The organism is Variovorax sp. CCNWLW225 (assembly GCF_037204045.1).
Classification (GTDB): domain Bacteria; phylum Pseudomonadota; class Gammaproteobacteria; order Burkholderiales; family Burkholderiaceae_C; genus Variovorax.
The window spans coordinates 124,893-147,356 of the sequence record NZ_JBBCBV010000004.1 but is presented as its reverse complement, the minus strand read 5'-3'; the positions used below and the strand labels follow the sequence as shown (position 1 = coordinate 147,356).

Sequence of the window (22,464 nt, the reverse complement as noted above, 5' to 3'; positions counted from 1 at the left end):
TTGAGCGGTTCGCGCCATGATGGCGCCCATGATTCCGTTCTCGATCCTCGACCTCTCCCCGATCACCGAGGGCAGCGACGCCGCGCAGTCGTTCCGCAACTCGCTCTCGCTTGCGCAGCACGGCGAAAAGCTGGGCTACACGCGCTACTGGCTGGCGGAGCACCACGGCATGCCGGGTATTGCGAGCGCCGCGACCGCGGTGCTGCTGTCGTACATCGGCGCGGGCACCTCCACCATCCGCATCGGCGCCGGCGGCGTGATGCTGCCCAACCATTCGCCGCTGGTGATTGCCGAGCAGTTCGGCACGCTGGAGTCGCTGTACCCGGGGCGCATCGACCTTGGCCTGGGCCGCGCGCCCGGCTCCGATCAGCGCACCGCGCGTGCACTGCGCCGCAATCTCGAGTCCGACGCCGACCGCTTTCCGCAGGACGTGGTCGAGCTGATGGATTTCATGTCCAAGGAGCCCCAGCAGCCCGTGCGCGCGGTGCCCGGCGCGGGGCTCGAGGTGCCGGTGTGGATTCTGGGCTCGAGCACCTTCGGCGCCCAGCTGGCCGCGCACCTGGGCCTGCCCTATGCGTTTGCCTCGCACTTCGCCCCGCAGCAGCTCATGCAGGCAATCCAGATCTACCGCGAAACCTTCAAGCCCTCGGCCCAGTTGCAGAAGCCGTACGTGATGCTCGGCTTCAACGTGTTCGTGGCCGACACCGACGAAGAGGCCGAGTTCCGCGCCACCTCGTGGCAGCAGGCCTTCGTGAACCTGCGCAGCGGCCGGCCGGGGCGCCTGCCGCCGCCTGTCGAGAACTACCGGCAGAAGGTGGGCCCGGCGGAGAACGCGCTGCTCGATTCGGTGCTGTCGTGCTCGGCCGTGGGTTCGCCCGCCAGGGTGCGCGAAGGCGTACAGGCCTTCATCGAGCGCACCGGCGCCGACGAGCTGATGATCACCTCGCAGGTGTTCGACCACGTGGCGCGGCTGCGCTCGTACGAGCTGCTGGCCGGCTTGCGCAGCCAGGGCTGATTTCCCCCACGCCGCCGTCCCGGGCGCGGGGCTGGGACAATGGCGGGCTTATGGAAAAGCAACGGATCGTGGTGGGACTGAGCGGCGGAGTCGATTCCGCCGTGACGGCGCACCTGCTCAAGAAGCAGGGGCACGAGGTGGTCGGCATCTTCATGAAGAACTGGGAAGACGACGACGACAGCGAATACTGCTCGTCGAACATCGACTTCGTGGACGCCGCCAGCGTGGCCGACGTGCTGGGCATCGAGATCGAGCACGTCAATTTCGCTGCCGACTACAAGGACCGCGTCTTCGCCGAGTTCCTGCGCGAATACAAGGCCGGCCGCACGCCCAACCCCGACGTGCTGTGCAATGCCGAAATCAAGTTCAAGGCCTTTCTCGACCACGCGATGCGCCTGGGCGCCGAGAAGATCGCCACCGGCCACTACGCGCGCGTGCGGCTGAACGAGGCCACGGGCAAGCACGAACTGCTCAAGGGGCTCGATCCGGCCAAGGACCAGAGCTACTTTTTGCATCGGCTCAACCAGGCGCAGCTGTCGAAAACGCTGTTCCCCGTGGGCGAACTGCACAAGACCGAAGTGCGCCGCATCGCGGAAGAAATCGGCCTGCCCAACGCGAAGAAGAAGGATTCGACCGGTATCTGCTTCATCGGCGAACGGCCGTTCCGCGAGTTCCTGAACCGCTACATCTCCAAGGAGCCGGGGCCGATCAAGGACGACCGCGGACGCAAGCTCGGAGAGCACCAGGGCCTGAGCTTCTACACGCTGGGCCAGCGGCAGGGGCTCGGCATCGGCGGCGTCAAGGACAAGGGGGCGCAGCGCGGATCGGGCGACCACTCGCCGTGGTTCGTGGCGCGCAAGGACGTCGAGAAGAACACGTTGTGGGTGGTGCAGGGCCATGACCATCCCTGGCTGCTGTCTTCCGCGCTCACGGCGGGCGATGCGAGCTGGGTTTCCGGCGAGGCGCCCGCGCCGGGCAGCTATGGCTCGAAGGCGCGCTACCGTCAGGCCGATGCGGCCTGCGACATGGCCAGCGTGGAGGATGCCGGTAGCGAAGCGGACTTCAGCCTGCGCTTCGACGAACCGCAGTGGGCTGTCACGCCCGGCCAATCGGCCGTGCTCTACGACGGCGAGCGCTGCCTCGGGGGCGGCGTCATCGTCTGATTCGCCTGCCGCAGTGCGCAGCGCCGTTTGTCAGCGCACCGATTCGTCCACGTGGATCAGATCGAGCGGATACCGCTTGCCGGCCAGATAGTCTTCGACGCACTGCAAGAGCAGCGGGCTGCGGTGGCGCGGCACGCTGGCGCGGATTTCATCGGCGCTCATCCACACGGTGCGGACAATGCCTTCGTCCAGCGGCCGGCCGGCTTCTTCCGCACCGAGCGTCCCGGCAAAGGCAAAGCGCATGTAGGTCACGTCTTCCTTGCTGCCGGTGCGGTGGCTCGAGCGCGCCATGTAGATGCCGATCAGCGCGGTGGGCGTGAAGGCGTGAGCGGTTTCTTCCAGCGTTTCGCGGGCGCAGCCCTCGACGGGCGACTCGCCGGGGTCGAGGTGCCCGGCCGGCGTGTTGAGCCGGAGCCCTTGGGCCGTCTGTTCCTCGACCAGCAGAAAGCGGCCGTTCTGCTCGATCACTGCGGCCACGGTGACATTGGGTTTCCAGCGCGGAGTCGTCATTGCAATGGTTTTTCTAGCGCAGCACGTAGCTGCTGAAGCGCCAGATGCGATCGCGATCCAGGTGAAAGCTCACGAGTTCGCGCACGGTGCCATCCGGCTTGTTGCTGAAACGGGTCTCGTACTCGATGCTGACATATTGGCCGGCCGTGTCGGTGTCCGGGTCGGCCACGGCCTGCCGGTTGACTGCGACCCAGGTTCGCTGCAAAGGCGCACCGAGCGGCGAACGGCTCTTGGAAAGCTTGGCTACAAAGTCGGTGCGGGTCACGCGTTTTCGGGTGGCCTGGGTGGCGCCGGACCAGAGTTCCTCGGCCTTGCCCTGGTCGATCATCTGGATGGCCTGCATGCCGCCCTGCACCATGTCGCTGGCCTCCACGTCCTGCGCAGCCGCGGCACCGACGAGAAGGCTCCAAAGCACTGCAGCGGTCAGCAGCAGCCGGGTTGTGGGGTGCATTGGCTTCATTTCTGGTACGGCGGGGGAATGAAGCGGTTGGAGACAGTATCCCCGCGGAGATTCCCCGCCGGTCAGATCCGACGCTACCCGCACCGCCGATACGGCACGGCAAACCGTTGGCGGCCTACCGGGCGAGACTGCTGGAACGGGTGTTCGGCTCGACGGTTTCCAGCCGATAGCCCATGCCGTAGATGGCCAGCAGCAGGAATCCGCTCGACGGGCGCAAGGCCAGCTTGGTTCGCAGGCGCGAGATATGGGTGTCTAGCGAACGCGAGAGCGCTTCCACGCCAAGTCCCCACACGGCCTCGTGCAGGTATTCGCGCGACAGCAGGCGGCCCAGGTTCTGGAACAGGAACAGGGCCAGTTCGTACTCGCGGTTCTTCAGGTCGACCTGCACGCCCTTGACCTTGAGGATGCGCGAGGGCGGATAGAAGTGATAGTCGCCGAACACCAGTTCGGCTTCGTGCTGGGCGGGGTACGAGCGGCGCAGCAGGGCGTTGACGCGGGCTTCGAGTTCCCTGGCGCGGTCGGGGTTGGCCATGAAGTCGTCGGCGCCGGCATTGAGCCCTTCGACCACGTCGGGGTCGTCGCGCTGGGCATTGACGAAAAGAATAGGCAGGCGACTCTTGAGCTCGTTGCGCACGGCCTTCACCACGTCGATGCCCCGGATGTCGGGCAGCCCCCAATCGAGAATCAGCAGATCGAAGGTTTGCCGGCGCAGGGCCTGCAGCAGTGTTCGTCCTTCGGTGTAGGGGTGGCATTCGTGCCCGAACCCCGCCATTGCCTGGTTGATCAGTTGAAGCTGATCAGGCTCGTGATCAAGTACTGCAATACGCATTCCATCCCCTTCTGCCGACCATGCCAGCCTCTGAGTGCTGTCGAGAAAGAAGTGTATCTATCTGCGTCTGGGGTAATAAAGGTTGCGTCCAATTAATGCACGTTATTGGACTCTTTCCCCGCAAACTGGGAGCAGTTGAGAACAATTGAAAACATATCGGCGTTTTGAGTGGCTGGCCGCGCCTTTCGCTTTGCCTTGCGGGCTCCAGGCGATCCGGCAGGCGCGAGACCTGCCCAAAAAAGCAGCAGTGTCGTCACGCCGACGAGCGGCGCAAATGGGCGGCGAGGTTTCCGGAGCGCGACGCCGCTAGCATTTATGTAGCTACAAACGCAATGATCACGGTCATCAAGAGCCAATAGATACTGCGATTCAGGCGACAGTGATGGCCGTAATCTTGCTGTAAGCTCTGCCCGCGTTCCGTGTTGCCCTTGCCCTGAGGAGATCTCTATGCTGATAGGCGTGCCTGCCGAAACGACGGCCGGCGAAACCCGTGTGGCCGTTACACCCGAGACGGTGAAGAAACTTGTCACTGCGGGGCACACCATTCGCGTGCAGTCCGGAGCCGGCGTTGCAGCCAGCGTCACCGATGCCGCCTACATTGCGGCCGGCGCTGAAATCACCGACGTGGCGGGCGCCTTCGGGGCCGACATGGTGCTCAAGGTGCGCTCGCCGAACGACGCCGAAGCCGCGTTGATGAAGCCGGGCACCGTCGTCATCGGCATGCTGAACCCCTTCGATGCCGCCGGCCTGCAGCGGCTGGCCACGGCCGGGCTCACCGCCTTTGCGCTCGAAGCCGCACCGCGCACCACCCGGGCCCAGAGCATGGACGTGCTCAGCTCGCAGGCCAACATTGCGGGCTACAAGGCCGTGATCATGGCGGCCGACAAATACCAGCGCTTCTTCCCCATGCTGATGACCGCCGCCGGCACCGTGAAGGCGGCGCGCGTGGTCATCCTGGGCGTGGGCGTGGCCGGCCTGCAGGCGATTGCCACCGCCAAGCGCCTGGGCGCGGTCATCGAAGCTTCCGACGTGCGCCCGAGCGTGAAGGAGCAGATCGAATCGCTCGGCGGCAAGTTCATCGAGGTGTCCTACGACACCGACGAAGAGAAGGAAGCTGCGGTGGGCGTCGGCGGCTATGCCAAGCCCATGCCCGCGAGCTGGCTCGCGCGCCAGCAGGTCGAGGTGGCCAAGCGCGTGGCGCTGGCCGACATCGTCATCAGCACCGCGCTCATTCCCGGGCGCGCGGCACCCACGCTCATCACCGAGGACATGGTCAAGTCCATGAAGCCGGGCTCGGTGATCGTCGACATCGCCGCCGGCAAAGGTCCGGACGGCGTGGGCGGCAACTGCCTGCTGTCGGAGGCCGACCGCACGGTGGTGAAGCACGGCGTGACCATCGTGGGCGAAACCAATCTTCCTGCGCTGGTGGCGGCCGATGCGTCGGCGCTCTATGCGCGCAACGTGCTGGACTTCCTCAAGCTCATCGTCACCAAGGAGGGCGCGCTCAAGATCGACCTCGAGGACGACATCGTCGCCGCCTGCCGCGTTGCGCACGACGGCCAGGTCACGAAGAAGTAAGCGGCCCCCCAGCGTTCGAACGAGGAGAAGAACCCATGGACATCGTTTCCCACACAGTCATCAACCTGATCATCTTCGTGCTGGCCATCTACGTGGGCTACCACGTGGTGTGGACGGTGACGCCCGCGCTGCACACGCCGCTCATGGCGGTGACCAACGCGATCTCGGCCATCGTGATCGTGGGCGCCATGCTCGCGGCGGCGCTCACCGAAACCGGCCTGGGCAAGACCATGGGCGTGCTGGCGGTGGCGCTTGCCGCGGTGAACGTCTTCGGCGGCTTCCTCGTCACGCGGCGCATGCTCGAGATGTTCAAGAAGAAAGAAAAGAAGGCCGCACCCAAGGCTGAAGAGGGAGTCGCCAAGTGAGCATGAATCTCGTCACGCTGCTGTACCTCGTTGCCAGCATCTGCTTCATCCAGGCCCTGAAGGGCCTGTCCCATCCCACCACCTCGATCCGCGGCAACATCTTCGGCATGACCGGCATGGCCATTGCCGTGCTGACGACCGGTGCGCTCATCTACAAGCTGGCGGGCGGCAATCTCACCGGCCTGGGCTACGTGCTGGTTGCGCTGGTGCTGGGCGGCGGCCTGGGTGCCTACATGGCCAACAAGGTCGAGATGACCAAGATGCCCGAGCTGGTCGCCTTCATGCACAGCATGATCGGCCTGGCCGCGGTGTTCATCGCGGTGGCGGCCGTGGCCGAGCCCTACGCCTTCAACATCACGCCCAAGGGCGAAATGATTCCCGCGGGCAACCGGCTCGAGCTGTTCCTGGGCGCGGCCATCGGCGCCATCACCTTCAGCGGCTCGGTCATCGCCTTCGGCAAGCTGTCGGGCAAGTACAAGTTCCGCCTGTTCCAGGGCGCGCCGGTGCAGTTTGCCGGCCAGCACATGCTGAACCTGGTGCTCGGCGTGGCCACCATCGGCCTGGGCCTGGTGTTCATGTTCACCGAAAGCTGGCCCGCCTTCTTCGCGATGCTGGCGCTGGCTTTCGTGATGGGCGTGCTCATCATCATTCCGATCGGCGGCGCCGACATGCCGGTGGTGGTGTCGATGCTCAACAGCTACTCCGGCTGGGCGGCGGCGGGCATCGGCTTCAGCCTGAACAACGCGATGCTGATCGTGGCCGGTTCGCTGGTGGGCTCTTCGGGCGCGATCCTGAGCTACATCATGTGCAAGGCCATGAACCGCTCGTTCTTCAACGTGATCCTGGGCGGCTTCGGCGGCGACGCGGCTGCGGCCACGGGCGGCGCGAAGGAGCAGCGGCCGGTCAAGAGCGGCAGCGCGGACGACGCGGCTTTTGTGCTGGGCAATGCCGAGACCGTGGTCATCGTGCCGGGCTACGGCCTGGCGGTGGCACGCGCGCAGCATGCGGTGAAGGAGCTGGCGCAAAAGCTCACCGAGAAGGGCATTACCGTGAAGTACGCCATTCACCCGGTGGCGGGCCGCATGCCGGGCCACATGAACGTGCTGCTGGCCGAGGCCGAAGTGCCTTACGACCAGGTGTTCGAGATGGAAGACATCAACGGTGAATTCGGCCAGGCCGACGTGGCCATCATCCTGGGCGCCAACGACGTGGTGAACCCGGCCGCCCACACCAAGGGCAGCCCGATCTACGGCATGCCCATTCTCGAAGCCTACAAGGCCAAGACGGTGATCGTGAACAAGCGCTCCATGGCGGCGGGCTATGCCGGCCTGGACAACGAGCTCTTCTACATGGACAAAACGATGATGGTCTTTGGCGATGCGAAAAAAGTAGTGGAAGATATGGGCAAGGCCATCGAATAGGCCAAAGGTTCCGCGCCCGCGCAGTGCGGGCCAGATCATCGCGGCGCCATCAAGTGCGCCGTTTTCGTTTTTCAAATACTCGATTTTTGGAGGAGACACATCCATGACCGATCGTCCCTGGCTGGGCAGCTACCCACAAGGCGTGCCTGCCGATATCGATCCTTCCCAGTACCCGTCGCTGGTGGCGCTCATGGAAGAGAGCTTTACCAAGTACGCCGACCGCACGGCCTACAGCTTCATGGGCAAGGACGTGAGCTACGGGGAGACCGACAAGCTCAGCAGGGCCTTCGCGGCCTACCTGCAAGGCCTGGCGCTGGCCAAGGGCGACCGCGTCGCGGTCATGATGCCCAACTGCCCGCAGTACCCGATTGCGGTGGCGGCCATCCTGCGCGCCGGCCTGATCCTGGTGAACGTGAACCCGCTGTACACGCCGCGCGAACTCGAGCACCAGCTCAAGGATTCGGGTGCCAAGGCGATCGTCATCATGGAAAACTTCGGCACCACGCTGCAGCAGTGCATCGCGGCCACGCCCATCAAGCACATCGTGCTGGCGGCCATGGGCGACCGGCTCGGGTTTCTGAAGGGCGCGCTCGTCAACTACGTGGTGCGCAACGTCAAGAAGCTGGTGCCCCAGTTCAGCTTGCCGGGCGCGGTGCGCTTCAACGATGCGCTCGACCAGGGCGCGAGCCGCACGCTTCAGGTGCCGGTCATCGGCCCCGACGACGTGGCCGTGCTGCAGTACACCGGCGGCACCACGGGCGTGTCGAAGGGCGCCGTGCTGCTGCACCGCAACGTGATCGCGAACGTGCTGCAGTCCGAGGCCTGGAACGAGCCGGCCATGGCGCAGGTGCCGGCCGGCGAGCAGCCCACCGGCGTCTGCGCGCTGCCGCTGTATCACATCTTCGCCTTTACGGTGGGCATGATGCTGAGCATGCGCACGGGCGGCAAGCTCATCCTTATTCCCAACCCGCGCGACCTGGCGGGCGTGCTCAAGGAACTCTCCAAGCACACGATCCACACCTTCCCGGCCGTCAACACGCTGTTCAACGGGCTGGCCAACCATCCTGACTTCAACACCGTCAACTGGAAGAACCTCAAGGTCTCGGTGGGCGGCGGCATGGCTGTGCAGGCCGCGGTGGCGAAGCTCTGGCTCGAGAAAACCGGTTGCCCCATCTGCGAAGGCTATGGCCTTTCCGAAACCTCGCCTTCGGCCACCTGCAACCCGACCGACAGCAAGGCCTACACCGGCACCATCGGCCTGCCGCTGCCGAGCACCTCGCTCAAGCTACTCGACGACGAGGGCCGCGAAGTGCCGCCGGGCCAGCCGGGCGAAATCGCGATCAAGGGCCCGCAGGTCATGGCAGGCTACTGGCAGCGGCCCGACGAAACCGCCAAGGTCATGACGGCCGACGGCTACTTCAAGACCGGCGACATCGGCATGGTCGACGAGCGCGGCTACTTCAAGGTGGTCGACCGCAAGAAGGACATGATCCTGGTGTCGGGCTTCAACGTGTACCCGAACGAGGTCGAAGACGTGGTGGCGCAGATTCCGGGCGTGCTCGAATGCGCGGCAGTCGGCATCGTCGACGAGAAGACCGGCGAGGCCGTCAAGCTCGTGATCGTCAAGAAGGACCCTTCGCTGACCGAAGCGCAGGTTCGCGAATACTGCAAAGCAAACCTAACGGGTTACAAGCAGCCGAGGATCGTGGAGTTCCGCACCGACATGCCAAAGACGCCTGTAGGAAAGATCCTGCGGCGCGAGTTGCGCGACGCCAAAAAGTAAGGGTTCGGCCCGGGTAGGGCGGCGGCATCGATCTTGCATATTGCGGGTCGATGCTTCGCTTCCTACTCACGCGCGTGAGCTTGCTGGTGCCGACCTTCATCGGCATGACGCTGCTTGCCTTCTTTCTCATCCGGCTGGTGCCGGGCGACCCCATTGAAACCATGGCCGGCGAGCGCGGGATCGACCCCGCGCGCCACGCACAGCTGCGCACGGCTTACGGCTTCGACGAGCCGGTGATCGTGCAATACGGCATCTACATCGGCCGTGTGCTGCAGGGCGATCTCGGCAAATCGCTCATCACGCAGGAATCGGTGATGAGCGAGTTCCTGGCGCTGTTCCCCGCCACGATGGAACTCGGCGTGTGCGCAATTGCCTTCGCGCTGCTGCTGGGGCTTCCGGCCGGCATTCTTGCGGCGGTGCGGCGCAACTCCATCTTCGACCACGGCGTGATGGCCACGTCGCTCACCGGCTATTCGATGCCGATCTTCTGGTGGGGGCTGCTGCTGATCCTGTTCTTCTCGGTGCAGCTGGGGTGGACACCCGTTTCAGGCCGCATCTCGGTGCAGTATTTCGTCGAGCCGCAGACCGGCTTTCTGCTGATCGATGCGCTGCGTGCCGGCGAGACCGATGCCTTCTGGTCCGCGCTGCATCACCTGATTCTTCCGGCCATCGTGCTCGGCACCGTGCCGCTCGCGGTCATTGCGCGCATGACGCGCTCGGCCATGCTCGAGGTGCTTGGCGAAGACTACATTCGCACCGCGCGCGCCAAGGGCCTTTCGCGGTTTCGGGTGGTGGGGCTGCACGCGCTGCGCAATGCGCTGATCCCGGTGGTCACTGTCATCGGCCTGCAGGTGGGCGTGCTCTTTACGGGGGCGATTCTCACCGAGACCATCTTCTCCTGGCCCGGCGTCGGCAAGTGGCTCATCGAGGCCATCGGGCGGCGCGACTATCCGGTGCTGCAGGGCGGCATGCTGCTGCTCGGCGGCATCGTGATGCTGATCAACCTGCTGGTCGACGTGACCTATGGCGTCATCAATCCACGCATCCGGCACTGACTGATCCCAATGGCAACGACACACGCAGTTTCAAGCAGTGCAGGGGGCTCGGCACCCCCCGGCCCCTGGCGCGAGTTCTGGACGGCCTTCTCGGCCAACCGCGGCGCGGTGATCGGCCTTGCCACCATCGTCCTGCTGTTGTTCGTCGCGCTGTTTGCGCCGTGGATCGCGCCGCATGCGCCCAACGAGACCAACAGCGCCGTCTTCCTGCTGCCGCCGGCATGGCAGCAGGGCGGCTCCGTGAGCTATCTGCTGGGCACCGACGCCATCGGGCGCGACATTCTTTCGCGGCTGATGTACGGCGCACGCCTCTCGCTGTCCATTGGCGTCGCGGTGGTGGCGCTGTCGGTGGTCGTCGGCGTGGTGCTCGGGCTGGTCGCGGGCTTCTTTCGCGGCGTGCTGGAGATCGCGATCATGCGGATGATGGACATCGTGCTCACGATGCCCAGCCTGCTGATGGCCATCGTGATCGTCGCGATTCTCGGGCCGGGGCTGATCAATGCCATGGTCGCGGTGGCCATCGTCGTGCTGCCGCATTACGTGCGTATCACGCGCGCGGCGGTCATTGCCGAGATCTCGCGCGACTATGTGACCGCCGCGCGCGTGAGCGGCGCCGGCACGCTGCGGCTGATGTTCCGCGAAGTGCTGCCCAACTGCGCGGCGCCGCTGATCGTGCAGGCTTCGCTCGGCATCTCCACCGCCATCCTCGACGCGGCGGCGCTGGGCTTCATCGGCCTCGGCGCGCAGCCGCCTTCGCCCGAATGGGGAACGATGCTGGCCGACGCGCGCGAGTTCGTGCTGCGCGCCTGGTGGGTCGTCACCTTTCCGGGCCTGGCGATTCTTGCGGCCGTGCTGGCCTTCAACCTGCTCGGCGACGGCCTGCGCGACGCGCTCGACCCGAAGCTCAAGAGATGAACATGCTCCTGGACATCAAGGACCTGCACGTCGAATTTCCCACCCAGGGCGGCGTGCTGCACGCGGTCGACGGCGTGAGCCTTTCGCTCGAGGAAGGCGAGGTGCTCGGCATCGTCGGCGAATCGGGCTCGGGCAAGAGCGTGACGATGATGGCGCTGATGGGCCTCGTCGGCTTTCCGGGTCGCGTGCGCGCGGACCACATGCGCTTTGCGGGCAAGGAGTTGCTCGGCATTTCCGACAAGGCGCGCCGCACGCTGGTCGGCAAGGAAGTCGCGATGATCTTCCAGGAGCCGACCACCAGTCTCAACCCCTGCTTCACCATCGGCTTCCAGCTCATGGAAACGCTGCGGCTGCACCTGCATCTGGACAAGCGCACCGCAAGGAAACGCGCAACCGAGTTGCTCGAGCAGGTCGGCATACCCGCCGCCTCGTCGCGCCTGGGCAGCTATCCGCACCAGCTTTCGGGCGGCATGAACCAGCGCGTGATGATTGCGATGGCCATTGCCTGCAACCCGCGCCTCTTGATTGCCGACGAGCCGACCACCGCGCTCGACGTGACCATCCAGGCGCAGATCCTGGACCTGCTGCGCGAACTGCAGAAAGAGCGCGGCATGGCGCTGGTGCTCATCACGCACAACATGGGCGTGGTCAGCGAAATGGCGCAGCGCATTGCGGTGATGTATGCGGGCCAGGTCATGGAGCAGCAGCGCGTGGATCGCCTCTTCGCAAATCCGCAGCACCCGTACACCGAGGCCCTGCTGGCCGCGCTGCCCGAACGCGCCGTGCCCGAGGGACGGCTGGCCACCATCGCAGGCGTGGTGCCGGGCGTGCACGACCGTCCGGAGGGCTGCCTCTTTGCGCCGCGCTGCAGCTACGTGACGACGAAGGCCTGCAACGTGCGGCCGGCGCTGCGTGCGGCGGCATCGCAGCCAGGCGCGCAGGTGCGCTGCCACTTTCCGCTCGGCGAGCCGGGGCGCATGGCGGCCATCGAGGCGGACCGGCCCAAGGTGGTGGAGGCATTGTCGTGAGCGCGCTGCCGGGCGACGTCGTCGTGGAGGCGCGCAACCTGCAACGCACCTACGACGTGCGTCGCGGCCTGTTCCGCCCGCCGGCGCAGTTGCGCGCCGTCGGCGATATTTCCTTTCGCATCGAGCGCGGCCGCACGCTGGCGGTGGTCGGCGAATCGGGCTGCGGCAAGTCCACGCTCGCGCGCATGGTCGCGCTGATCGAAAAACCGACGGCCGGGCAGCTCACGCTGGTCGGTCATGACGCGGTGAGCCCCCAGCCCGACCAGCGGCGCGAGCTGCGGCAGGCCGTGCAGCTGGTGTTCCAGAACCCCTATGGGTCGCTCAATCCGCGCAAGAAGATATCGACCGTGCTGGAGGACCCGCTCGCCATCAACACGAGCCTTGGCAAGCCGGAGCGCGCCGCCAAGGCCCGCGACATGCTGGCGCGCGTGGGCCTGCGGCCCGAGTACGCGAACCGCTATCCCCACATGTTCTCCGGCGGCCAGCGCCAGCGCATTGCCATTGCACGCGCGCTCATGCTGGAGCCGCGCCTCTTGGTGGCCGACGAGCCGGTGTCGGCGCTCGACGTGTCGATTCAGGCGCAGGTGCTGAACCTGCTGGCCGACCTGCAGGCCGAGCTCGGCCTGGCCTATCTCTTTATCTCGCACGACCTCGGCGTGGTGCGGCACATTGCGCACGATGTGCTGGTGATGTACCTCGGCCATGCGGTGGAGCAGGGCCCCAAGGCGCGCATCTTTGCGCGGCCGCTGCACCCTTACACGCAGGCGCTGCTTGCTTCCACGCCCGGTCTCAGCAGCCAGCGCATCGTGCTCAAGGGCGAGCTGCCTTCGCCGCTCAACCCGCCCACGGGCTGCGTCTTCAGCACCCGCTGCCCGCATGTGACGCAGCGCTGCCGCGAGGAGCGGCCCTTGCTGCGCGCGCTCGACGAGCGGCTGGTGGCCTGCCACTACGCCGAGAAGTTTCTCGACGGCTCGCCCCCGGTTCGCGCCGATGTGCCGTTGTCTCCGCCGTTCGCCGCGCCCGTGGCGACGAATCTCTAGTTCTCTTCCACCGTGCCTGAAGGAGTTCCCATGAAGACCCAGCCATTCGTTTCGCGCCATTCGCGAAAGCTCGCCGCGCTGCTCGCGCCGACGGCCCTCGCCGTGCTCACCCTGGCCGGCGGAGCCGTGTCCGCCAAGACGCTCGTCTATTGTTCGGAGGGCAGCCCCGAGAACTTCTATCCGGGCGTGAACACCACCGGCACCTCGTTCGACGTGACCACGCAGGTCTACAACACCATCGTCGAATTCGAACGCGGCGGCACCAAGGTCGTGCCCGGCCTGGCCGAAAAATGGGACATCTCTGCCGACGGCACGCAGTACACCTTTCACCTGCGCAAGGGCGTGAAGTGGCACAGCACCAGCAAGAGCTTCAAGCCGACGCGCGACTTCAACGCCGACGACTTCATCTTCATGCTCGAGCGGCAGTGGAAGGAGAGCGACCCGTTCTTCAAGGTCACGAGCCAGAACCACTCCTACTTCAACGACATGGGCATGCCCAAGCTGCTGAAGTCGGTTGATCGCATCGACGAGTACACGGTGAAGATCGTGCTCAACAAGGCCGAGGCGCCGTTCCTTGCCAACCTTGCAATGCAGTACGCGGGCATCCAGTCGAAGGAATACGCCATTGCCATGCTGAAGGCGGGCACGCCCGAGAAGGTCGACCAGGACCCGATCGGCACCGGCCCGTTCTACCTGGTGCAGTACCAGAAGGATGCGGTCATCCGCTTCAAGGCCTTTCCGCAGTATTGGGGCGGCAAGGCCAAGATCGACGACCTGGTGTTCGCGATCACGCCCGATGCCTCGGTGCGCTGGGCCAAGCTGCAGAAGGGCGAGTGCCACGTGATGCCGTACCCGAACCCGGCCGACCTGGACGCCATCCGCAAGGACCCGAACGTGCAGTTGCTCGAGCAGCCGGGCCTCAACGTGGGCTACCTGTCGTACAACACCACGAAGAAGCCCTTCGACGATGTGCGCGTGCGCAAGGCCATCAACATGGCCATCAACAAGAAGGCCATCATCGACGGCGTGTACCTGTCGACGGGCGTGGCCGCGAAGAACCCGATTCCGCCGACCATGTGGTCCTACAACGACGCGACCAAGGACGACGGGTATGACCCTGAAGCCGCCAAGAAACTGCTGGCGCAAGCCGGCCTGGCCGATGGCTTCAGCACCGACCTCTGGGCCATGCCGGTGCAGCGCCCCTACAACCCGAATGCGAAGCGCATCGCCGAGCTGATGCAGGCCGACCTTGCCAAGATCGGCGTCAAGGCCGAGATCAAGAGCTTCGAATGGGGCGAGTACCGCAAGCGCCTGCAGGCCGGCGAGCACCAGATGGGCATGCTGGGCTGGACCGGCGACAACGGCGACCCGGACAACTTCCTCTACACGCTGCTGGGTTGCGCCTCGGCGCAATCGGCGAGCGGCAGCAACATCTCCAAGTTCTGCTACCAGCCCTACGAAGACCTCGTGCTGAAGGCCAAGACCGCAACCAAGCAGGCCGACCGCGATGCGCTCTACAAGAAGGCGCAAGTCATCTTCAAGGAGCAGGCGCCATGGTTCACCATCGCGCATGCGGTGCAGCTGAAGCCGGTGCGCAAGGAAGTGGTCGACTTCAAGCTCAGCCCGTTCGGCCGCCACACCTTCTACGGCGTGGACATCAAGTAGCCGATGAGCGCACCCGTTGCCATCGTCGCAGCCATGCATGAGGAGCTGAGCGCGCTCCTTGCGCAGATGCCCGACGAGCAGCGCGTGCGCGCGGCGGGGCGCGACTTCTGGATCGGCCATTTGCACGGCCAGCCGGTGGTTGCGGTGCTGTCGCGCATCGGCAAGGTGGCCGCGGCGGTCACGGCCACGGTGCTGCTCGAACGCTTCGGCGTGCGGGCCATCGTGTTCACGGGCGTTGCCGGCGGGCTTGCGCCCGGCGTGAACGTGGGCGACGTGGTGGTCGCGTCGGAACTGCTGCAGCACGACCTCGATGCCTCGCCGATCTTTCCGAAGTACGAAGTGCCGCTCATGGGCATGGCGCGCTTCACGGCCGATGCGGCCATCGCCGACGCGCTTTCTGTCGTGGCGGCGGAGGTGCTGAGCGATCCGGCTGCATTGATCGGCCGGCAGGCGCTCGACGAGTTCGGCATTGAAGCGCCCAGGGTCCATCGCGGCCTGCTGGTGAGCGGTGACCGCTTCGTATCGACCACGGCCGAAAGCGAAGCATTGCGACGGGATCTTCCCGATGCACTGGCGGTGGAAATGGAAGGCGCCGCGATGGCGCAGGTGTGCCACGACTACGGCGTGCCGTTCGCGGCCATGCGCACCATCTCGGACCGCGCCGACGATGCGGCGCATGGCGACTTCGCGCGCTTTGTCGTCGAGGTGGCGAGCCGCTACAGCCTCGCGCTGATCGGCGCGTGGCTGGCTGCGCTGCCGCCTTCCGGCGAAGCGCCCGCTGCTACTTGAGCTACTTGAGCCAGCCGCGCCGGCGGAAGTACCACATCGGCACCAGCGCGCTGGCCGCCATCAGCGCTAGCGCATACGGATAGCCCAGCGACCAGTCGAGCTCGGGCATGAACTTGAAGTTCATGCCGTAGATGCTCGCGATCAGCGTGGGCGGCAGCAGCGCCACGCTCGCCACCGAGAAGATCTTGATGGTCTTGTTCTGGTTGATGTTGATGAAACCGACGGTCGCATCCATCAGGAAGTTGATCTTGTCGAACAGGAAGGCCGTATGGTTGTCCAGCGACTCGATGTCGCGCAGGATCTGACGGGCCTCTTCGAACTGTTCGGCATTGAGCATTCGGCTGCGCATCATGAAGCTCACCGCGCGGCGCGTGTCCATCACGTTGCGGCGGATGCGGCCGTTCAAGTCTTCCTGCCGCGCAATGGCGCCCAGCACCTCGCCGGCCAGCTCGTCGCTCACGTTGCCTTCGAGCACCTTCTTGCCGGCAATCTCCAGCTCGTCGTAGATGTTCTCGAGCGTGTCGGCCGAGTATTCGGCGTCGGCGTCGAACAGCTTGAGCAGCACTTCCTTCGCGTCTTCGATCAGCCCCGGCGCGCGGCGCGCACGCATGCGCAGCAGGCGGAACACCGGCACGTCTTCGTCGTGAATCGAGAACAGCACGCCGCGGCTGCGAAGCTCGGTGTTGTGCTGGTTCAGGATGAACGCCACGCGCACCGAGCGCGGGTCTTCGTCGTCGTCGATGAGAAAGTCGGAGCGGATGTGCAGCTCGCCGTTGTCTTCTTCATAGAAGCGCGCCGATTCCTCGATGTCCTCGTCCATCGCGTCTTCGGGAATCGAGAGGCCGTAGTACTGCTTGATCCAGCGCTTTTCCTCGAGCGTGGGCGATTCGAGGTCGACCCAGATCGGCTGGAACTTGGAAAGCTCCTCCAGCGATTCGATCTCTTCCTGGACGAGGCGACCGTTGGCGAGCGTAAATATATTGAGCATGGCTCACTCCCGTGAAATGACTGAGGCGATGGGGCGAGGGAGGGGCGCTTTCAAATCCCAGGCCCGGCAAGCAGGCGTCAGAGGGGAGTTGAAAGCTGCCGAGACGGGGCGGTTTCCATGGTGCGGTCTCCAGTTGCAGCGAGGCGCGATTATGTCATCGGCCATATGACGGCAGCCTCGCCGATCTGGATGGACATACAGTAAAGTCACGGGCATGCAGACCGCTGCGCTCCCCGTTTTTTCTGCCCCCGGTGCCACGCAGGCCGAGCGCCTGGCCGCCGCGCTTGGCGCGCTCAACGACGAGCAGCGCGCCGCGGTCGAGCATGGCGTGGGCACCCTGGTCGGCCGCGACGAGCGTCCGCTACTGGTGATTGCCGGTGCGGGCTCCGGCAAGACCAGCACCCTGGCGCACCGTGTGGCGCACCTGATCGCCGGCGGCGTCGATCCGCAGCGCCTGCTGCTCCTGACCTTTTCGCGCCGCGCCGCACAAGAGATGGAGCGCCGCGCGGGCCAGGTGCTGGCGCGCGTGCTGGGGCTCAAGTCCGAAAAGCCGCCGGCGCTGCCCTGGGCCGGCACTTTCCACGGCATCGGCGCGCGCTTGCTGCGCGAATACGCCGCCCACATCGGCTTGAACGACAACTTCACCATTCACGACCGGGGCGACGCCGAAGACCTGATGGGCCTGGTGCGCCACGAGTTCGGCCTGTCGACCAGCGTGAACCGCTTTCCGCGCAAGGGCACGTGTCTTTCGATCTACTCGCGTTGCGTCAACACGCGGGCGCCGCTGGCCCAGGTGCTGTCCGAAGCCTTTCCCTGGTGCGCCGAGTGGGAAGCCGAGCTCAAGCGCCTGTTCGGCGCCTACGTGGAAGCCAAGCAGCAGCAGAACGTGCTCGACTACGACGACCTGTTGCTCTACTGGGCCGGAATGGTGGCGGAGCCTGCGCTGGCCGACCTGATCGGCGCGCGCTTCGACCACGTACTGGTCGATGAATACCAGGACACCAACCTGCTCCAGGCCTCGATTCTTCTTGCGCTCAAACCCGACGGACGCGGCGTGACGGTGGTGGGCGACGATGCGCAGTCGATCTACTCTTTTCGGGGCGCAACGGTCCGTAACATCCTCGACTTTCCCTCACAGTTTTCGCAGGCTGCGCGCGTCGTCACGCTGGAGCGCAACTACCGCTCGACGCAGCCGATCCTCGACGTCTCGAACCGGGTCATCGCGCAAGCCGCCGAACGGCATGCCAAGACGCTCTGGACCGACAAGCCGTCCGCGGGCCGGCCGCAACTGGTGCTGGTGCCCGACGAGGCACAGCAAGCCGTGTGGGTGGCCGACAAGGTGCTGGAGCACCGCGAAGGCGGCCTCGCGCTCAAGTCGCAAGCGGTGCTTTTTCGCACCTCCACGCACAGCGCGCCGCTCGAGCTCGAATTGGCGCGCCGCAACATTCCGTTCGTGAAATACGGCGGCCTCAAGTTCCTCGAGGCCTCGCACGTCAAAGACTTGCTCGCGGTGCTGCGCTTCGCCGAAAACCCCCGCGGGCGCATGGCGGGGTTTCGCGTGACGCAGCTCATTCCGGGCATCGGCCCCGCCACCGGCGCACGGCTGCTCGACGCCATGGACCAGGCGGCCGACCCGGCCGCGGCCGTGCGCGACTTCGTGCCGCCGGCCGCGGCGCGCGCCGAGTGGACGGTGTTCGCGGAGGCGTATGCCGCGCTGCGCACGCCCTCGCTGCCATGGCCCGCCGATGTGGACCTGGCGGTTCGCTGGTACTTGCCGCACCTGGAGCGGCTGTATGACGACACCTCGGGCGTGCGGCGCGGCGATATCGAGCAGCTTGCGCGGCTTGCGGCGGGCTACGGCTCGCGCGAGCGCTTCCTGACCGAGCTCACGCTCGATCCGCCCGAAGCCACCAGCGACCGCCCGGGGCCGCCGTTGCTCGACGAGGACTACCTGATCCTCTCGACCATCCATTCGGCCAAGGGACAGGAGTGGAACTCGGTGCATGTGCTCAACGTGGTCGACGGTTGCCTGCCGGCCGACGTGGCGCAGAGCGCGCACGAGCTCGAAGAGGAGCGGCGCCTGCTCTATGTGGCGATGACCCGCGCACGCGACCACCTGCATTTGCTGGTGCCGCAGCGCTTCTACGTCACGCAGCAGGCCGTGCGCGGCGACCGGCATCTCTATGCCAACCGCACGCGTTTCATTTCCGAGCGCGACCTTGCGGGCTTCGAGCAACAGACCTGGCCGCCCCCGCCGGAGCGGCCGCCCGCCGTGCCGCCGCCAGCCGCGGTGATCGACCTGCGCAACCGCATGCGCGCCGCCTGGAACTGAAGACAAGGTCAGATTTCGCCTGTAACCGGGCGAGGAGCCAGCGCGACCCCCCGGGCAACTCAGGTATTGCAATACCGTGACAGCTTGGGCATAGTGAATCGACCTTCTCCTCTTTCTCTTCTTCTCTTTCTCTCCCCCGCACCCATTTCATCTGTATGTCGCCGGCCACGCTTCATTCCGGAGTGCTGGCCATTTCCCCAACCGTCAATTCCAGGAGGTCTTTCATGAATTTGACGATCAGCGGTCATCACCTCGACGTCACACCTGCCTTGCGCACTTACGTCACGAGCAAGCTGGACCGGATCACTCGGCATTTCGACCAGGTGGTCGATGTCAAGGTGATCCTTACGGTGGAAAAGCAGAAGGAAAAGGAACGCCGGCAAAAGGCGGAATGCAACATTCACGTCAAAGGCAATGACATGTTCGCGGAATCGAGCCACGCTGATCTCTACGCCGCGGTCGATGAGCTGGTCGACAAGCTCGACCGGCAAGTGGTGCGCCACAAGGACCGCCTGCAAGACCACCATCACGCGGCGCCCAAGCGCGTGATGTAAGGGCAGGGCGCCGGCTGCGGCCGGCCCGCACCAAGCCGCCTTCGGGCGGCTTTTGCTTTTTATTACGTCTTTTCGGCCCTTGATCCACGGGCCTCTGGACAACATGTAGATAAAAAGTAAGTAACCGGACTGGGGGTTTTTACCAAGCAGGTGCATAATCGCCCCCGCCCCGCACCCACCATGAATCGCCTCGCGTCCATCCTGCCGCCCGCTCAAGTCCTCGTGAGCGTTGACGCTACGAGCAAGAAGCGTGCTTTCGAAGAAGCAGGCTTGTTGTTCGAGAGCCTTCACGGCCTGGGCCGTGCCCTGATCACCGACAGCCTGTTTGCGCGCGAGCGCCTGGGCTCCACCGGGCTCGGCCACGGGGTTGCCATTCCGCACGGCCGCATCAAGGGCCTCAAGGCGCCGATGGCCGCCGTCTTCCAGCTGGCAAATCCGATCGGGTTCGACGCGCCGGACGAGCAGCCCGTCGGCCTGCTCATCTTTTTGCTGGTGCCCGAGGCGGCCACCCAGAAGCACCTTGAAATCCTCTCCGAAATTGCCGAGCTGCTGAGCGACGCCGGCCTGCGCGAGCAGATCAAGTCGAGCACCGACGCCGCCGCGCTGCACGGGCTCATTGCCGGCTGGCAGTCCACGCAAGTCGCGTAGAGGTGCTCTCCGCACCCTCAAGGTGCCGCAGCAGCGGCCCCGCAGTGCCGGTTCCGGGTTATTCTGGCCTGCTCCAACACTAGGCGCTGAGCGCCATCTCCCGCACGCATGAAGCCGACCGTCATCAGCGCCGATGCCATGTTCGAGGAATTCCGCGGCTCGCTCCGCTGGGAGTGGCTCGCAGGGCTCGGCGCCTCCGAACGCCAATTCGACCCCGAAGTCATCAGCCGCGCGCAGTCGGCGGCCGACCTGGTCGGTTATCTCAACTACATCCACCCGTACCGCGTGCAGATCCTGGGGGCCCGCGAGGTGGCCTACCTGACGCGCGGCAGCCAGGAAGACTGCGCCCGGCGCATTGCCCGCATCGTCACGCTGGAGCCGCCGATGCTGGTATTGGCCGACGGGCAGGCCGCGCCGGACGAGTTGCTATCGATTTGCGAGCGCGCCCAGTTGCCGCTGTTTGCCACCCGCGAGTCGTCGGCCTTCGTGATCGATCTGCTGCGGGCGTACCTGTCCAAGCATTTCGCCGAGCGCACCTCGATGCACGGCGTGTTCATGGACATCCTGGGCATGGGCGTGATGATCACCGGCGAATCGGGGCTCGGCAAAAGCGAGCTCGGGCTGGAGCTGATTTCGCGCGGCAACGGCCTGGTGGCCGACGACGCGGTCGATCTTTACCGCATCAACCAGAACACCATCGAAGGGCGCTGCCCCGACCTGCTGCTGAACCTGCTGGAAGTGCGCGGCATCGGCCTGCTGGACATCCGCGCGATCTTCGGCGAGACGGCGGTGCGCCGGAAGATGCGGCTCAAGCTCATCGTGCACCTGGTGCGGCGCGACAGCTTCGAGCGCGACTACGAGCGCATGCCTTCCGCGCCGCTCACGCAGGACGTGCTGGGCATCCCGGTGCGCAAGGTCATCATCCAAGTGGTGGCCGGGCGGAACATCGCCGTGCTAGTGGAGGCTGCGGTGCGCAATTCGATCCTGCAGCTGCGCGGCATCGACACCTATGCCGACTTCGTGGCGCGCCACCACAAGGCCATGGAAAGCGGCCGCGACGGGGACTGACCGAGCGATGCGGCCGCCGCCGGGCCGCCCCAAGGCGGTCCGCGCCTCCCCCTCGGGGGGTGGAGTCACACGCAGCGAAGCGAAGTGAAAAGCCGGGGGGCTAACGCTTGCTGACGCAATCGGCGCAGAGGCCGTACAGCGACATGGCGTGGTCCTGCAGGATCCAGCCCTTGTCCTTGGCAATCATCTGCTGGCGGCGCTCGATCTCGGCGTCGTAGAACTCCTCCACCTTGCCGCATGACGTGCAGATCAGGTGGTCGTGGTGCGTGCCCTCGTTGAGCTCGTACACCGCCTTGCCGCTTTCGAAGTGGCTGCGCTCGAGGATGCCGGCCTGTTCGAACTGCGTCAGCACGCGGTAGACGGTGGCCAGGCCGATGTCGGAGTGCTCGTTCAAAAGCACGCGAAACACGTCTTCGGCCGTCATGTGGCGCTGGCTGCCGGTCTGGAAGATCTCCAGGATCTTCAGGCGTGGCAATGTGGCCTTGAGGCCGGTATTCTTGAGTTCGTCGATATTGGCCATGATGGTTCCTGCGCCCGGTCTGCGGACAGGCCCCCAAGGGGCCAGCCGCTACAATGGCCGATCATATCGCTACCCCTCTTTTCTCCCATGCCTGCCATTCTCCAACGCCGTCCCTGGCTGCTGGCCGCGGCCGTCGCAGCGACGTTCTGCCTCAGCGCCTGCAGCGGTTTCAGCGATCGCACGCGGGGTGCGCTTGCGGCCATCACGCCCTACAAGGTCGAAGTGGTCCAGGGCAATTTCGTGTCCAAGGAACAGGTCGAGGCGCTCAAGCCCGGCATGTCGCGCCAGCAAGTGCGTGAAATCCTCGGTACTTCCCTCCTGACCGACGTCTTCCACAAGGACCGCTGGGACTACGTCTTCACCATCAAGCGCCAGGGCGTCGACCCGCAGGAACGCCGCCTCACGGTCTTCTTCAAGGGCGAGCTGCTCGACCGCTTCGAGGGCGACCCCATGCCGAGCGAAGAAGAATTCGTCGCCACGCTCGACACCCGCAAGAAGAGCGGCAAGGTTCCGCCGCTCGAAGCCACGGAAGAAGAGCTGAAGAAATTCGCTCCCAAGGAAGACAGCAGCAAGAAGGCCGAGGCCACCGCTGCTGCCCCCAACCTGCCGCCGCTGCCGGCGGCGTATCCCCCGCTCGAAGCGGCGCGCTGAGCACGCGCCAACCAGCGAGGGCGGGCGCACCCGCCGAGTCAGGCGGGCGCGTGCCGGTCTCCATGCCCCATTTCAAAGGCTGAACCT

At 65.5% G+C, this 22,464-nt stretch carries 22 protein-coding genes; 17 read left to right on the top strand and 5 right to left on the bottom strand.

From position 1 onward, the window contains the following. Window positions 1-28: 28 nt before the first annotated feature. Together V9L20_RS10310 and mnmA are read left to right on the top strand one after the other, a co-directional pair. On the top strand, window positions 29-1,015 hold the full coding sequence (locus V9L20_RS10310) for an LLM class flavin-dependent oxidoreductase (protein WP_126748833.1): 987 nt from the start codon (window positions 29-31) through the stop codon (window positions 1,013-1,015). A gap of 50 nt (window positions 1,016-1,065) precedes the next feature. Further along, a complete protein-coding gene (mnmA, locus tag V9L20_RS10305; RefSeq protein WP_337296510.1) occupies window positions 1,066-2,178 on the top strand; it encodes a tRNA 2-thiouridine(34) synthase MnmA in 1,113 nt (370 codons plus the stop codon). Between the two features lie 30 nt (window positions 2,179-2,208). On the opposite strand, the gene V9L20_RS10300 is transcribed toward mnmA, so the two are convergent. From V9L20_RS10300 to V9L20_RS10290, 3 genes are all read right to left on the bottom strand, one after another. Next, complete coding sequence (locus V9L20_RS10300; protein WP_337296509.1) at window positions 2,209-2,688, bottom strand: NUDIX hydrolase; 480 nt, start codon at window positions 2,686-2,688, stop codon at window positions 2,209-2,211. A 13-nt stretch (window positions 2,689-2,701) separates the two neighbouring features. Then, the gene (locus tag V9L20_RS10295; RefSeq protein ID WP_337296508.1) at window positions 2,702-3,139 is read right to left on the bottom strand and encodes a DUF4019 domain-containing protein; all 438 of its coding nucleotides are present in this window, start codon (window positions 3,137-3,139) and stop codon (window positions 2,702-2,704) included. 124 nt (window positions 3,140-3,263) lie between these two features. Further along, on the bottom strand, window positions 3,264-3,977 hold the full coding sequence (locus tag V9L20_RS10290; protein ID WP_258503624.1) for a response regulator transcription factor: 714 nt from the start codon (window positions 3,975-3,977) through the stop codon (window positions 3,264-3,266). A gap of 447 nt (window positions 3,978-4,424) precedes the next feature. Here V9L20_RS10290 and V9L20_RS10285 point away from each other — a divergent pair, with 447 nt between their 5' ends. The 10 genes from V9L20_RS10285 (at window position 4,425) to V9L20_RS10240 (ending at window position 15,616) form a co-directional block, all read left to right on the top strand. Continuing rightward, on the top strand, window positions 4,425-5,555 hold the full coding sequence (locus V9L20_RS10285) for a Re/Si-specific NAD(P)(+) transhydrogenase subunit alpha (RefSeq protein ID WP_337296507.1): 1,131 nt from the start codon (window positions 4,425-4,427) through the stop codon (window positions 5,553-5,555). Window positions 5,556-5,590: 35 nt separating this feature from the next. Next, window positions 5,591-5,920, top strand: a complete 330-nt coding sequence (locus tag V9L20_RS10280; RefSeq protein WP_126748827.1) for an NAD(P) transhydrogenase subunit alpha — start codon at window positions 5,591-5,593, stop codon at window positions 5,918-5,920. Next, entirely contained in the window at window positions 5,917-7,341 is a 1,425-nt protein-coding gene (locus V9L20_RS10275) for an NAD(P)(+) transhydrogenase (Re/Si-specific) subunit beta (protein WP_258503628.1), read from the top strand. The genes V9L20_RS10280 and V9L20_RS10275 overlap by 4 nt, the downstream gene beginning before the upstream one ends. 103 nt (window positions 7,342-7,444) lie before the next feature. Then, window positions 7,445-9,124 carry a long-chain-fatty-acid--CoA ligase gene (locus V9L20_RS10270; protein WP_337296506.1) on the top strand — a complete coding sequence of 560 codons (1,680 nt, stop codon included), beginning with the start codon at window positions 7,445-7,447 and terminating at the stop codon, window positions 9,122-9,124. A 50-nt stretch (window positions 9,125-9,174) separates the two neighbouring features. After that, window positions 9,175-10,179: an ABC transporter permease subunit gene (locus V9L20_RS10265; protein ID WP_126748824.1), complete on the top strand. Its 1,005-nt coding sequence runs from the start codon at window positions 9,175-9,177 to the stop codon at window positions 10,177-10,179. A 9-nt stretch (window positions 10,180-10,188) separates the two neighbouring features. Then, entirely contained in the window at window positions 10,189-11,094 is a 906-nt protein-coding gene (locus V9L20_RS10260) for an ABC transporter permease subunit (RefSeq protein ID WP_258503631.1), read from the top strand. Then, window positions 11,091-12,122, top strand: a complete 1,032-nt coding sequence (locus V9L20_RS10255) for an ABC transporter ATP-binding protein (protein ID WP_337296505.1) — start codon at window positions 11,091-11,093, stop codon at window positions 12,120-12,122. The genes V9L20_RS10260 and V9L20_RS10255 overlap by 4 nt, the downstream gene beginning before the upstream one ends. Beyond that, complete coding sequence (locus V9L20_RS10250) at window positions 12,119-13,162, top strand: peptide ABC transporter ATP-binding protein (RefSeq protein WP_337296504.1); 1,044 nt, start codon at window positions 12,119-12,121, stop codon at window positions 13,160-13,162. The genes V9L20_RS10255 and V9L20_RS10250 overlap by 4 nt, the downstream gene beginning before the upstream one ends. A gap of 30 nt (window positions 13,163-13,192) precedes the next feature. Continuing rightward, a complete protein-coding gene (locus tag V9L20_RS10245) occupies window positions 13,193-14,827 on the top strand; it encodes an ABC transporter substrate-binding protein (protein ID WP_337296503.1) in 1,635 nt (544 codons plus the stop codon). A gap of 3 nt (window positions 14,828-14,830) precedes the next feature. Further along, window positions 14,831-15,616 carry a 5'-methylthioadenosine/adenosylhomocysteine nucleosidase gene (locus V9L20_RS10240; RefSeq protein WP_337296502.1) on the top strand — a complete coding sequence of 262 codons (786 nt, stop codon included), beginning with the start codon at window positions 14,831-14,833 and terminating at the stop codon, window positions 15,614-15,616. A gap of 1 nt (window position 15,617) precedes the next feature. On the opposite strand, the gene corA is transcribed toward V9L20_RS10240, so the two are convergent. Next, window positions 15,618-16,604 (bottom strand): magnesium/cobalt transporter CorA, encoded by a 987-nt coding sequence (corA, locus tag V9L20_RS10235; protein WP_258503637.1) that lies wholly within the window; start codon window positions 16,602-16,604, stop codon window positions 15,618-15,620. 214 nt (window positions 16,605-16,818) lie between these two features. Between corA and V9L20_RS10230 the strand changes: the two genes are divergently transcribed. The 4 genes from V9L20_RS10230 (at window position 16,819) to hprK (ending at window position 21,206) form a co-directional block, all read left to right on the top strand. Beyond that, window positions 16,819-18,936 (top strand): ATP-dependent helicase, encoded by a 2,118-nt coding sequence (locus V9L20_RS10230; RefSeq protein WP_337296501.1) that lies wholly within the window; start codon window positions 16,819-16,821, stop codon window positions 18,934-18,936. Between the two features lie 224 nt (window positions 18,937-19,160). Continuing rightward, entirely contained in the window at window positions 19,161-19,490 is a 330-nt protein-coding gene (gene hpf / locus V9L20_RS10225) for a ribosome hibernation-promoting factor, HPF/YfiA family (protein ID WP_126748817.1), read from the top strand. Window positions 19,491-19,670: 180 nt separating this feature from the next. Beyond that, the gene (locus tag V9L20_RS10220) at window positions 19,671-20,138 is read left to right on the top strand and encodes a PTS sugar transporter subunit IIA (protein ID WP_126748816.1); all 468 of its coding nucleotides are present in this window, start codon (window positions 19,671-19,673) and stop codon (window positions 20,136-20,138) included. Between the two features lie 108 nt (window positions 20,139-20,246). Further along, on the top strand, window positions 20,247-21,206 hold the full coding sequence (gene hprK, locus V9L20_RS10215) for an HPr(Ser) kinase/phosphatase (RefSeq protein ID WP_258503639.1): 960 nt from the start codon (window positions 20,247-20,249) through the stop codon (window positions 21,204-21,206). A gap of 100 nt (window positions 21,207-21,306) precedes the next feature. Here the strand turns inward: hprK and fur are convergent, their stop codons facing one another. Continuing rightward, a complete protein-coding gene (fur, locus tag V9L20_RS10210) occupies window positions 21,307-21,726 on the bottom strand; it encodes a ferric iron uptake transcriptional regulator (protein ID WP_126748814.1) in 420 nt (139 codons plus the stop codon). Window positions 21,727-21,813: 87 nt separating this feature from the next. Here fur and V9L20_RS10205 point away from each other — a divergent pair, with 87 nt between their 5' ends. Further along, the gene (locus V9L20_RS10205) at window positions 21,814-22,377 is read left to right on the top strand and encodes an outer membrane protein assembly factor BamE (protein WP_258503641.1); all 564 of its coding nucleotides are present in this window, start codon (window positions 21,814-21,816) and stop codon (window positions 22,375-22,377) included. The last annotated feature ends 87 nt before the right edge of the window (window positions 22,378-22,464 follow it).